General features: G+C 71.0%; 9 protein-coding genes and 3 pseudogenes. 7 read left to right on the top strand and 5 right to left on the bottom strand.

Annotated elements, in window-relative coordinates; translation table 11 throughout:
• Nucleotides 1-98: 98 nt before the first annotated feature.
• Nucleotides 99-958 (top strand): annotated as a pseudogene (locus IF78_RS44380) (zinc-dependent alcohol dehydrogenase); the annotation flags it as partial.
• Between the two features lie 27 nt (nt 959-985).
• Here IF78_RS44380 and cpt read toward each other — a convergent pair.
• The gene (gene cpt, locus IF78_RS0138795) at nt 986-1,519 is read right to left on the bottom strand and encodes a chloramphenicol phosphotransferase CPT (RefSeq protein WP_031487212.1); all 534 of its coding nucleotides are present in this window, start codon (nt 1,517-1,519) and stop codon (nt 986-988) included.
• A 176-nt stretch (nt 1,520-1,695) separates the two neighbouring features.
• Between cpt and IF78_RS0138790 the strand changes: the two genes are divergently transcribed.
• From IF78_RS0138790 to IF78_RS0138775, 4 genes are all read left to right on the top strand, one after another.
• Entirely contained in the window at nt 1,696-2,238 is a 543-nt protein-coding gene (locus IF78_RS0138790; RefSeq protein ID WP_234439948.1) for a phosphotransferase, read from the top strand.
• 173 nt (nt 2,239-2,411) lie between these two features.
• Nucleotides 2,412-3,743, top strand: coding sequence for a cytochrome P450 (locus IF78_RS0138785; RefSeq protein WP_031487214.1), 1,332 nt, complete (start codon nt 2,412-2,414; stop codon nt 3,741-3,743).
• Nucleotides 3,744-3,973: 230 nt separating this feature from the next.
• Nucleotides 3,974-5,134 carry a S1 family peptidase gene (locus IF78_RS0138780; RefSeq protein ID WP_031487215.1) on the top strand — a complete coding sequence of 387 codons (1,161 nt, stop codon included), beginning with the start codon at nt 3,974-3,976 and terminating at the stop codon, nt 5,132-5,134.
• A 108-nt stretch (nt 5,135-5,242) separates the two neighbouring features.
• Nucleotides 5,243-5,572, top strand: coding sequence for an antibiotic biosynthesis monooxygenase family protein (locus IF78_RS0138775; protein ID WP_031487216.1), 330 nt, complete (start codon nt 5,243-5,245; stop codon nt 5,570-5,572).
• A gap of 66 nt (nt 5,573-5,638) precedes the next feature.
• On the opposite strand, the pseudogene IF78_RS51015 reads toward IF78_RS0138775, so the two are convergent.
• The 3 genes and pseudogenes from IF78_RS51015 to IF78_RS50035 form a co-directional block, all read right to left on the bottom strand.
• Nucleotides 5,639-6,480 (bottom strand): annotated as a pseudogene (locus IF78_RS51015) (aminoglycoside phosphotransferase family protein).
• Nucleotides 6,477-7,301, bottom strand: a complete 825-nt coding sequence (locus IF78_RS0138765) for a DUF817 domain-containing protein (protein ID WP_031487217.1) — start codon at nt 7,299-7,301, stop codon at nt 6,477-6,479. The pseudogene IF78_RS51015 and the gene IF78_RS0138765 overlap by 4 nt, the downstream one beginning before the upstream one ends.
• Before the next feature lie 59 nt (nt 7,302-7,360).
• The gene (locus tag IF78_RS50035; protein WP_234439949.1) at nt 7,361-7,612 is read right to left on the bottom strand and encodes a hypothetical protein; all 252 of its coding nucleotides are present in this window, start codon (nt 7,610-7,612) and stop codon (nt 7,361-7,363) included.
• A gap of 397 nt (nt 7,613-8,009) precedes the next feature.
• Between IF78_RS50035 and IF78_RS0138755 the strand changes: the two genes are divergently transcribed.
• Nucleotides 8,010-8,936 (top strand): GNAT family N-acetyltransferase, encoded by a 927-nt coding sequence (locus tag IF78_RS0138755; protein ID WP_031487218.1) that lies wholly within the window; start codon nt 8,010-8,012, stop codon nt 8,934-8,936.
• A 391-nt stretch (nt 8,937-9,327) separates the two neighbouring features.
• Here the strand turns inward: IF78_RS0138755 and IF78_RS50030 are convergent.
• Nucleotides 9,328-9,447 (bottom strand): annotated as a pseudogene (locus IF78_RS50030) (galactokinase); the annotation flags it as partial.
• Between the two features lie 603 nt (nt 9,448-10,050).
• Here IF78_RS50030 and IF78_RS0138745 point away from each other — a divergent pair.
• Nucleotides 10,051-11,865 carry an ABC transporter ATP-binding protein gene (locus IF78_RS0138745; protein ID WP_078662757.1) on the top strand — a complete coding sequence of 605 codons (1,815 nt, stop codon included), beginning with the start codon at nt 10,051-10,053 and terminating at the stop codon, nt 11,863-11,865.
• The last annotated feature ends 24 nt before the right edge of the window (nt 11,866-11,889 follow it).

Raw genomic sequence — 11,889 nt, 5'->3', positions numbered from 1 at the left:
AAGGCGCGGTCGCAGGGCGGGTAAAACCGTCAAGCCTGTCGCCGCAAGGTAGACAGGAATCCCCTCCCTGAGCTTGCGAAGGGAGGGGAGAGCTTCAACTCCACCAAGGGCACTCCACCTACCCGGTGCGGCCGGGGCACGAGTGGGCGGGGCGCGTGGCGGCGGTCGGCGGCGGTGTCGATCCGGGCTGGGTCGGACGCCGGGTCATGGGTGACACGATGCTGGGCTGCGGCAGCTGCCGCCGCTGCCTCAGGGGCCGTCAGCATGTATGCGAGAAGCGGCAGGAGGTCGGCATCCGAGGCGCTCGGGCCGGGGCGCTCGCGGAGCAACTCGCCGTACCGGCGTCGTCGTTGTACGCCCTTCCCGACTCGGTCGACGCCGAGCTCGGGGCGCTCGTGGAGCCGGGCGGCAATGCCCTGCGTGCGGCGCGGGCGGCCGCGCTTGGCGCCGGGGACCGTGCGCTCGTCCTGGGGCCCGGGACCATCGGGCTCCTGGTCGCGATGTTCCTGCGGGCAGCGGGCGCGGAGGTCCACCTGCTGGACCGCGCCGGCAACTCACCCGCGTTGCCCACACCCTGGGCTTCGAGCACGTGTGGGACGAGGGCTCCCTTCCGGACCTGCCCTTCGACGCGGTCGTCGACGCTTCCAATGCCGCCCATCTGCCGAGCCGGGCACTGGAGTTGGTGGAACCGGCGGGCCGACTGGTGTACATCGGGCTGGCCGGCGAGCCCAGCAGGCTCGACACCCGGGCGCTCGTGCTCAAGGACGTGACGGCGGTGGGCATCCTGTCCGCCTCCCCCGGCCTGGACGCCACCATCCGGGCCTACGCGTCCGGAGCGGTCGACCCCAGACCCCTCGTCGCGGCCACCGTGAGCCTCGGCGAGGTCGGGGCGGTTCTCGCGGGTGAGCGGCCGGAGGGTGCCGGGCCCGGCCCCAAGATCCACGTGGATCCCCGATGAGCCGGCGCACACCCCGGCGGCGGCAGGTCAGCCGACGTACGCGGAAATGATGCGCGCGCACTCCAGGGACTCGGCGTGGGTCGTGTCCACCTCCAGGTCGTAGGACACCCCCTCGTGCACTGCTTCCGCCTGCGACGCGGCCATCCCCCGGGCACGATCCCCCCGTGCGATCTCGCGGCCCGCGGCGACCGAACCGTCGCAGCGAACGCCCACCCACAACACGGTCAGTGCGCCCAGGGCCTTCTGCCACCGCTGCTGGGACGCCGCGCCGCCGAGGAAGACGTCATCGATGATGATCCTGGCCCCGGCACGGGCCGTCGCGACGACGCCCTCCATCCAGGCCGCCTGCAGGGCCATGAAGTCGCTTCCGACGTTCACCCGGCCGTCCGCCGCGAACACGATGCCCTCGTCGGACGTCTGCATCTTCGCGGGCATCGCGTCGACCAGCGAGTCACACCCGAAGGCCAGCCACGGATCCGGCAGTACATCCTGCAGACACCGTACGATCCCGGACTTCCCCGAGCTGGAACCGCCGTTGAGAATGATCATCTGGGTCGCCACGGCGTCACGATATGACGCCTCCAGCAGGGTCGGAAACGAATAACGAACGGATAGCCTCGCGTCCGTGACGAGCGAAGACGTACTGCAGGATCACACTCACCGGCAGGTCGTGCGAGGAAGGCCGCGAGGTCCTCAGCTACGTCGACGGGGAGTCGGGGCCACTGGGGTGGGCCAAGGTGGTCGACGAGGACGGATTGACCGCCTTCGCGCGGCTGCTGCGCGAGTATCACGACGCGACCACGGGCTTCACCGGGCCCGACGACGCGGCCTGGGCGATCGGCGCGACCGGGCCGCCCGGCGGTGACGTGATCTGTCACGGTGACTTCGGGCCCTGGAACGTGGTCTGGCAGGGACAGCGGCCGGTCGGCCTCGTCGACTTCGACTTCGCCCGCCCGGCGGCGCGGGTGCACGACATCGCCTACGCCCTGCAGTACGTCGCACCGTTCCGCGACGACACCGAGTGCCTGCGCTGGCTGCACCACCCACAGCCACCCGTCCGCGGACGGCGCCTTGAGCGCTTCTGTACCGCGTACGGTCTGTCCTCCACCGACGGCATCGTCGACGCCGTCATCCGCGAACAGCGGGAGAACGTCGAGCGAATACGCCGACTGGCCCTCGTCGGCCAGGAACCCCAGGCCACCTGGGTGGCCGAGGGTTACCTCCGGGATCTCGCGGACAAACTGGCGTGGAGTCGAGGCCACCGGTACCTGTTCGAGTGATGCATCAGAACAGGGACGCAGATCTCCGATGAGCCACGCAACGGCCGCCTGTCGGCCACTCCGGAGAGTGACATCGGCCATGCGGACCGCTACCAACTGACGTCTGCTCCCGTACAGTTCGTGGCACCAGCGCCCGGATACAGTCGGGTCCAGCGGTTGACCGAGGGAGATGCATGGACGCCGAAGCCCGTCTCGATTCGCTCCCGCGAGATCCCGGGACTGAGCGCCCGGTCCCCATGGTCGATCCCGAGCTCGTCAAGCGGTGGGGTTCCGCGGGAGGCGAACTGGTGGAGTTGCTGGCCCAGGTGCGTGAGCGGGCCGGCGGCGTCGCAGGGTTCCGTCTCGGGTCGGGCCTCACCGTGCTCGTCACCGACCCGCGGGCGGTCCAGGAGGTGCTCGCGCTTCGGGCGGACCGGTACGTCAAGCGCTCCCATCGCGCCCGCCTGTTGATCGGCGACGGTGTCATGGCCGCCACCGGGGAGGCGTGGAAGCGTCAACGCCGCCTGCTGCAGTCCCAGTTCACCGGAACCGGGATGCGCCGCTACGAACGGCGGATCACCGAGGCGGCCCGGACCACCGCCGAGCGGTGGGTGGCGTACGCCCGTACCGGCCAAGTCCTCGACGTGGGCAAGGAGATGCACCGCTTCGCCCTGGACGCCATCTGGCGCTCTCTGACCGGACACCCACTCGATGACGAGACCGCGCACGAACTCGAGGCCGTGACGGCCGTGGGGGCCGCCCTTCCCGCCTTGCCCGCGGACGCCGACAAGGCCCGGGACTCCGTTGCCACCGATCTTGCCCGGATCGACGCGGTCGCCGAGCGCGCCATCGAGGCCGCCCGCAGTGGCGTACCGGGGCCCGACGGACCGGGCGTGCTGCGCGTTCTGGTCGACGCCGCCGCCGAGCGCCCCGAGTACACCGACCAGTTGATCCGCGACGAGCTGGTCACGCTGCTCGCGGCCGGGCACGAGACCACCGCGTCCACCCTGACGTGGCTCTATCTGCTGCTCGACCAGTACCCCGCGGCCCGCGAACAGGCGCTGGCCGCGGGCGCCGAAGGCTCGGAGCAGCGCCGCCAGGCCATCCAGGCCCTGGTCCACGAAACGCTCCGGCTCTATCCGTCCGCCTGGCTCCTGCCCCGCCACGCCGCCGAGGACGACACCCTCGCCGGCCACACCGTCGCGGCGGGCACCGACATCCTGGTCTGCCCCTACCTCACGCACCGCGATCCGCAGCTGTGGCCGGACCCGGAGCGCTTCGACCCGCTGCGCTTCCTCACCCCGGGCGGCCGCCCCACCCATCCGGGCGCCTACCTCCCCTTCGGCATCGGTTCCCGCGCCTGCCTGGGCTTGCAGTTCGCGCTCCGGGAATCGACCATCCTGCTCGAACACCTGCTGCCCGTCCACACGCTGAGTCTTTCCTCCACCCCGACGAAGGCGAACTTCGGCATCACCGTCCGCCCGGCCGGGCCCACGCCCGCGACCTTGGAGCCCGCAGCCGTCTGATCGTCTGCACGACCCCCTTTCACAAGGGCCGGACGCGTATGAGATCTCGACTTGCCGTCCTGGTGAAACGTGATCGCCAGGCACCTTCGACCTTGGCATCCCCAACCCGACAGGTTTTGGTATGGACCTGACACGCCGACCTGGCTAAGCTCTGCCCGACCCTGAATGAGAGCGCTCTCAGCTTGCGGTTGTTCCACCCCACCTTGCTGGAACGACGAAGGGCAACTCCCTTGAGACGCATCAGACTCACGTACGCGGGCCTCGCCGCACTCCTCGTGCTCGGCGGCTGGACCGCGGGCGGCACCGGGTCCGCCTCGGCGAACGACTCCGTCGCGGCGGCCGATGCCGGACCCGCCTCCGCCGGACTGCTGCAGGCGATGCAGCGGGACCTCGGCCTGTCGAAGCGGCAGGCCGAGGAGCGACTGGCCGCCGAACGCACCGCCATGGGCCTCACGCCGAAGGCACGAAAGGCCGCCGGGTCCGCCTACGGCGGCACGTGGTTCGACGCGGAGAGCGAGCGGCTGACCGTCGCCGTCACGTCCGACGCCCCGCCCGCGACAGTGCGGCAGGTCCGGGCCACCGGAGCGGCGGTGCGCACCGTCGCGCACAGCGAGCGAGAACTCGACGCGGCCAAGGCCCGTATCGACCGCATCTCCGCGCCCTCGGGCATCAGCACCTGGCACGTCGATCCGGTAGCCAACACGGTCGTCGTGAGCGTCGTACGCGACCGGCTGGCTGACAACGATGTCCGGACCTTCCTCTCCCGCGCCCGGGCAGCCGGCCCTGTCACCGTCGAGACGGTGGCCGCGGCCCCGCGCACCTTCGCGGCGGGAACGGTCGGCGGCGATCCGTACTACACGGGCAACGTCCGCTGCTCCATAGGCTTCTCGGTGCACGGCGGCTTCGTCACCGCGGGCCACTGCGGACAGCCGGGGGCCGGGGTGAGAGGCTGGGACGGAAGCCACGTCGGCTCCTTCCAGGGGTCCTCGTTCCCCGGCAACGACTACGCCTGGGTGAGCGTCGGCAGCGGCTGGTGGACCGTGCCGGTGGTCCTCGGCTGGGGCACCGTCCCGGACCGGCTCGTGCGCGGCTCGGCCGAGGCGCCCGTCGGCACCTCCATATGCCGCTCCGGCTCCACGACACACTGGCACTGCGGGACGGTGCTGGCCAAGAACGAGACGGTCAACTACAGCCAGGGCGCGGTGCACCAGATGACCAAGACCAGCGTGTGCGCCGAACCCGGCGACTCCGGGGGCTCCTTCATCAGCGGTGACCAGGCGCAGGGGGTCACCTCGGGCGGCTGGGGCAACTGTTCCGGCGGCGGGGAGACCTGGTTCCAGCCCGTCAACGAGATCCTCAACCGCTACGGGCTGACCCTGCACACGGCCTGATCCGACGGTGCCCCCCGGTGCCGGGGGCACCGCTCGCGGCCCGCCATCGGGGCGGTGCGAACCGAGTCGCTGTCCGGCTGCCGTAGGGCGTGCGGCAGGATGAGGGCCATGAGCGTAGTCAAGATCAACGTACTGACCGTCCCCGCCGAGCAGCGCGAGACGCTCGAGAAGCGGTTCGCCTCGCGTGCCCACGCCGTGGAGAACTCCGACGGTTTCGAGTGGTTCGAGCTCCTGCGCCCCATCGAGGGCACCGACACCTACCTCGTGTACACGCGCTGGCGTGACGAGGAGTCCTTCCAGGCCTGGATGGAGGGCCCCATGAAGGCGGCCCACCAGGGCGGCGGCGCGGAAGGCGGCGAGCGCCCCCAGCCGGCGGCCAGCGGGTCCACGCTGTGGTCGTTCGAGGTCGTGCAGCAGGCGGGGCCGACGGGCAAGTAGCGGTTCACCGGCCGGGGGCGCTCACGGTGCCCCCGGCCGGTCCGCGTCATCGTGCGGGCAGGCCGGTCAGCCGGCCGGAGCCCGCCGCCCCAGGAGCAACTCGGCGATCGCCACCTGCTCGCCGTTCAGCACCTGCCCCGCCTCCACCCGCCACAGCGCGCCCTCCAGCACCCGGCCCAGCGTCCATGCCCGCGCCCGCTGACAGTCCACGCCCAGCACCTCGGTCAGCAGATCGAAGCGCCGCGTCAACCGGCCCTCGCCGAAGCGGCTCCACAGGGCGGGCAGCAGCTCGAAGCACGGGTCCCCGGCCAGCGGCTTCGGGTCGATGGCCGACCAGGGTTCACGGTCGCGGCGAGGACGTTCTCGAAGTGCAGGTCCCAGTGCAGCAGCCGGTCCCCCGTCTCGTCCGCGACCTCGCGCACGGCCGCCGCGCAGTCCTTCAGCAGACGTATGTCGTCGTCGGCGCCCCTGCTCTGCAGCTCCGCGAGCACCGGTGGCAGCCGCTCGAACAGCCGCGCAACGACCGCGTCCAGCCGCCGCAGGCCCGACGGTGCCGGTACGGCCGTCAGCCGGGCGAGCAGCTCCGCGAGAATCCGGGTCGCCTCCATCACGTCGGGTACGGTCAGCAACGGCCGGCGGTCCTCGTCGAGCCGTTCGAGCAGCAGCGTGCCAGTCTGCGGGTCCTCGGCCAGCAGGTGTACGGCCCCCGTCGCCGCCCCAGGTCCGTAGCGCGAGCCCCTCACCGGCCGTCTCCTCGTCGACGTCCTGGAGTTTCAGCGCGTCCCGGCTGCCGTCGCCGCACACCACGGGCAGCACGACCGAGGCACGCACGCGCATGGGCGCCCCCTCTGGCGAAGCCCCCACCGCTGCAGAAAGACCGCGCCTCGTTCGAGCAGTCCCGCGTTCATGATCCTCCCGGCGTCGAGCCGGCCATGCCGTGGGGCTCGGGGTGGCGCCGCGCACGGGTCACCGCCGCCAGGACGAAGGTGACGCTGATCAGCAGGGACCAGGCGCCGAACTTGTCCACTCCGACGGGCTCCCAGCCGTCGAGTTGGTGGGGGTAGCGCCAGGCACCCAGGTAGGTGGCGAGGTTCTCGGCGACCCAGAGGAAGAAGCCGATCAGGACGAACGACAGCGTCAGGGGCATCCGGCGGCGTACTCCGCGGACCGTGTATCGCACCGAGGTGCCCGCGGTGACGGCCAGGAGCAGGCCGGCCAGGAGCCAGCGTACGTCGGGCAGCCAGTGATGGCTGAAGAAGTTGACGTAGACGGCCGCGGCCACGACCGCAGTCGCCCGAGGGCGGTAGCGGACCAGCTCCAGGTCGAACAGGTGCCAGGCGCGGCAGACGTAGCTGCCCACGGCCGCGTACAGGAACCCTCCGTAGAGCGGGACGCCCGCGAACTTCAGTACGGCGGGCTCCGGGTAGCTCCACGAACCGAGGGACACCTTCACCAACTCGAAGGCCAGGCCGATGACGTGGCAGACGCCGATGACGGCGATGTCCCGGCCGTCCTCCCAGCCGCGCAGCCAGAACAGAAGGGTGAGCAGGACGCCGTAGACGACGAGGAGGTCGTAGCGGGCCACGGGCAGGCCGGGCAGCAGGGCGGAAGCGGCCACGCCGGAGAGCAGGGCGATGGCGAAAGCGCAGGACCGGGTCTGGGTCCAGGCGAAGTCGAGCAGCTGGCGGACCGAGGAGGCCAAGGGGGCGGTGTTGATTGTGGTGAGCATGATGTCTTGAAGGACGGCCCCTCGGCCTGCTCGGTTGCCGCCGGTCCGCGGCGCGCGCGTCAGTACCAACCAGTGGTCGTCAGCGCGTGACCGTCGCACGCCAGCAGGACCCGCGAGACACGGCCGTTGAAGTTGTTGCCGATCTTCGTGTAGGCGTAGTCGATGCCCGCGTCGACGGTCTCCGAGACCCAGCCGTCGACGCGCCCCGCCCCGGAGTTCGAGCGCTCCAGCACCACGGCGCAGTTGGCGCGGGAGTTCTCGATGCGGGCGAAGGAGCCCGACTTGTCGGAGTAGAAGTACTTCAGCGACATCCCCGCGGCGGTCTTGGTCGGCCCGACCTGACGGAAGGTCCCGGCGCAGCCGCCGACCGTGGGGTACTGGCCCTCGAAGGCTTAGGCGCCGTAGTTGCCGCCGGAGTGCGGTGCGGCGTGCGCGGGGAGCGGAGTGAGCGCCAGCATCGCGGCGGCGCCTCCTGTGGCCAGCAGCATCTGGATCGGTCGGCGGCGCATGCGAGCCCTCCTTTTCGTTCGTCTGGGGTGTCCCGCGTGCGATCGCAAGGTGCCGGAGCTGCCCTCGATGGGGTGCCCCCTCTGGGGGAGTGCGTGCCAGTCGTCGCGCGCCCGGCCGGAGGTATGACACAGGCTCTGAGCGGATCCCCGCCGCGAAATTCCGTTGCGGCCATCGTCCCCTCCCCCGGACCCTGAGCCCATGCCCTACCTCTTTCGCCCCGCCGGCCTCGGCGACGCGGCCGCCATCACCGGCCTGCTCAACGACATCGACCGGATAGAGATCGGCCGGCCCGAAACCGACCAGCACACCGTCGAGTCCGATCTGAAGCGGTCCGACGTCACTCTGGAGCGCGACTCCTGGCTGGCCTTCGACGGCGACCGGCTGGTGGCCTACGGCCTGCTGTGGGACGAGTCGGGCGGCGAGCGCGTCGACATCGATCACTATGTGCTGCCCGACCACCAGCGCGCCGGGGAGATCCTCCTGGACGCGATGGAGGACCGAGCCCTTCAGAAGGCCCGCGCGAACGGTGCGGCGCGGGCGGTGGTGCATCTGTACCTCAACACCGAGCCGACGCTCGACACGGCGCTGATCGAGCGGCGGGGCTGGTACGTCGTACGGCGGTATCACGTGCTGCACCGGCTTCTGGACGCGGCCGAGGACCTCGTACCGCAGGCGCCGCCCGGCGTACGGCTGCGGGCGTGTGCCAGCGAGGAGGATCGTGCGCGGGTGCACGCGCTGTATCAGTCGAGCTTCGCCCAGCACTTCGACTTCCGGCCGCGTACCTACGACCAGTGGCTGGAGGATGTCGACGCCGACGTGCTCGACTGGTCCCTGGTGTGGATCGTCGGCACCGAGGAGCTGGGGGACGCCGGGTTTCTGGTCGCCCGCGACGACCGTGAGGCGATGGGCTGGATCCGGAGCATCGGTGTGCTGCGCGAGGCCCGCGGTCAGGGTCTTGGCGGCCTGCTGCTGCGGCACGCCTTCGGCGCCTTCGCCGCGCGCGGACGGGAGACGGTGGGGCTCGGCGTGGACACCGCCAACGCCACGGGGGCTCCCGCCCTGTACGCGCGGCACGGGCTGACCGTCCATTACGCCGTCGACACCTGGGAGACGGTCCTGAAGTGACCGACGGCTTCTACGGCGGCGGCCGGGCTCGGAAGCGGACTTCCGGGCATGCCCTGCCGTGCAGGTCGTAGCCGCTACCCACGTCCTCCCAGCCCTCGGCGCAGAGCAAGCACCGCGCCGTCGGCGGTCGCGACCTCGTCAGCACGGATCTCGGGATGGCCCTGGCGAGGGGAAATAACTCCGCACCATCTGCCGCTCCCGGGTCCTCGACTTGGAGCCGGGCATGCTCGATTGCGGCAGCGGTCTGGAGGGCGCCGTGCTGGGCGGCGGCTTCGGCGACTGGAACGACAAGATCCGCTCGGGGTGGGTGCAGCCGGACCGTCCGGCGCCGAGTGAGGACGAGATCGCGGATGTGCTGCGGCCCATGTGCCGGGCGTGGGGCTACCTCTGGCGACGGCACCGCCTCGAACACGCGCGGTGCGGTGAACCCGGCGGAGGCGAAGGCCTCCTCGACGGCCTTGGTGATGGTCCCGACGTCGGCCGTCTCGGCCGGCACGATCGCCGAGCCTCCAACGAGTGCCGCGCCCGGTTCTCAGGCGGGCGCCGGGCCTTCCGTGCCGGCGAGGGTCTCGCGCTGCTTCTCGTGGCGGAGAGCCGCGGCCGTGACCAGTGCGCCGAGGCCCGCACGTAGTACACGCCCATGGTGAGCGCCGCCATGGAGGACGCGGTCAGGAAGACCAGTGTGTGATCTCCCTCCGCGCGCCGGGCGTCCCCTACACGGGTGAAGCCCCTGACGGTCAGGAGGGCCTCCGGGGCGAGGAGGCCGACCACGCCCATGGTGGCGGCGAGGATGCCGAACACGGCCATGGTCAAGCCGGACGGCGAGCGGGGCAGGAGTCGCACCAAGTCCTCCGTGTGTCTGGGGAGTTGGGGCTGTGGTGTCCCTGCATACCGGGCGGGTCCGGTGCGGTGCAGGCAGGGGTACGGGACCGGTGAGCGGGACCGTGCCGACGTCCGCCCGAGGGCCGTTTCCCGACCGGAAAACGCTTGGACTGCGCGGTCGCCGTCGCGGGACACTTCCGCACTCGAACCCGAACTCACAACGGCCGTCGCCGGCGATGACCCCTGCCCGCGTGACGCGTGGCAGGCTGCCGCAGAACACCACAGGGTTGGGATGGAAACCCCTCAATCGCGCAAGGTCCAGCCGAGCAAACGCTCGGTACTTCTCGCACTTCGCTACTACGGACGGGAGTTGGCCAGGCTCCGCCGGCTGACCGTACCCACGATGCTGCTCTCGGCGCTGGGCAACATCGGAATCAACTACATCGCGCCGCTGATCGTCGCCAAGCTCGTGGGTGACATCGCCGACAACAGGGACGTCAGCGTCGGCTCGGCGCTGCCGTACGTCCTCGGCTTCGTCGGTGTCCTGCTGTTCGCCGAGACACTGTGGCGGATCGCCCTGCACTGCCTGAACCGCCTCGACGCCCTCGGCATCGAGCACCTGTACGTGATCGGGATGGACGAGCTGTTCGCCAAGGACGCCGCGTTCTTCCACGACAACTTCGCCGGGTCGCTGACCAAGCGCGTCCTGAGCTTCGCCACCCGTTTCGAGCAGTTCGTCGACACGCTGACGTTCCAGATCGTGGGCAGCTTCGTGCCGCTGACGTTCGGTGCGGTGGTGCTGTGGCGCTACGAACCGCTGCTCGTGATCGGGCTGCTGGTGATGGTCGCCGTGACGGCCGTGTGCGTGGTGCCCCTCATCCGGCGCCGCCAGGAGCTCGTCGACGAACGGGAGGAGGCGATCGCCCGGGTGTCGGGGCATGTCGCCGACAGCCTGATGAACATGGACACGGTGCGGGCGTTCGCCGCCGAGGGGCGGGAGGCGGCCGAACACCGCGCCCGCGTCGCGGCGTCGCGGCGGCTGACACTGCGGTCGTGGGACTACGGCAATCTGCGCATCGACACGCTGGTCGCGCCGATGTCGGTGCTGACCAACGCGCTGGGGCTGCTGCTCGCGGTCACGCTCGGCGGGGGCGCACACGGCGTGGAGGCGATCGTGGTGGCCTTCACCTACTACGCCAACGCGACGCGGATCATGTTCGAGTTCAACCAGATCTACCGTCGGCTGGAGAGCTCGATGACGGAGGCGGCGCAGTTCACCGAACTGCTGCTGACACCGCCGACGGTGCTCGACCCGCCGTTGCCGGAGACGCTGGTGCGCGGGGCCGCCGATGTCCGCTTCGAGCGGGTGGCCTTCACGCATGCCGGTGGCCGGCCCCTGTTCGAGGGACTCGACCTGGATGTGCCCGCCGGGTCGAAGATCGGCCTGGTGGGCCGATCCGGTGGCGGCAAGACCACGCTCACCCGTCTGCTGTTACGGATGACGGACGTCGACTCCGGCCGGATCCTGATCGGCGGTCAGGACATCAGCCGGCTGCGTCAGGCCGACCTGCGCAGCCTGATGGCCTATGTGCCGCAGGACCCGGCGATGTTCCACCGCACCCTGCGGGAGAACATCGCCTTCGCCCGGCCGGACGCCACCGAGGCCGAGATCCGCCGTGCGGCGGAGGCGGCGCACGTCACGGAGTTCGCCGACGAGCTGCCGTACGGCTTCGACACGATGGTGGGCGAGCGCGGCGTCAAGCTGTCGGGCGGTCAGCGCCAGCGGGTCGCTCTCGCCCGGGCGATCCTGCGGGACGCGCCGATCCTGCTGCTGGACGAGGCAACCAGCGCGCTGGATTCCGAGAGCGAGATCCTCGTCCAGGAGGCGCTGTGGCGGCTCATGGACGGGCGGACGGCGCTGGTGGTGGCACACCGGCTGAGCACGGTCGCCACCATGGACCGGCTCGTCGTCCTCGACCGCGGACGGATCGTCGAGCAGGGCAGCCACGACGAACTGCTCGCGGCGCAGGGCGCCTACGCCAAGCTGTGGCAGCACCAGTCCGGCGGCTTCCTCGACGACAGTCCCGCGCGGGCCGAGTTCCCCTGAGCCACAGACGGCCCGGGGCGGGCG

It is taken from the genome of Streptomyces bicolor (genome assembly GCF_000719285.1).
GTDB lineage: Bacteria > Actinomycetota > Actinomycetes > Streptomycetales > Streptomycetaceae > Streptomyces > Streptomyces bicolor.
The sequence above is the reverse complement of the archived record's forward strand: the minus strand, read 5'-3'. Positions and strand labels throughout refer to the sequence as shown.

What these genes read in the sequence shown, in the direction of transcription:
- IF78_RS0138765 (WP_031487217.1), bottom strand. Translation starts at nt 7,301, where the DNA reads ATGCTCACCACAATCAACACCGCCCCCTTGGCCTCCTCGGTCCGCCAG.
- IF78_RS0138785 (WP_031487214.1), top strand. Translation starts at nt 2,412, where the DNA reads ATGGACGCCGAAGCCCGTCTCGATTCGCTCCCGCGAGATCCCGGGACT.
- IF78_RS50035 (WP_234439949.1), bottom strand. Translation starts at nt 7,612, where the DNA reads ATGTCGCTGAAGTACTTCTACTCCGACAAGTCGGGCTCCTTCGCCCGC.
- IF78_RS0138745 (WP_078662757.1), top strand. Translation starts at nt 10,051, where the DNA reads ATGGAAACCCCTCAATCGCGCAAGGTCCAGCCGAGCAAACGCTCGGTA.
- IF78_RS0138775 (WP_031487216.1), top strand. Translation starts at nt 5,243, where the DNA reads ATGAGCGTAGTCAAGATCAACGTACTGACCGTCCCCGCCGAGCAGCGC.
- IF78_RS0138755 (WP_031487218.1), top strand. Translation starts at nt 8,010, where the DNA reads ATGCCCTACCTCTTTCGCCCCGCCGGCCTCGGCGACGCGGCCGCCATC.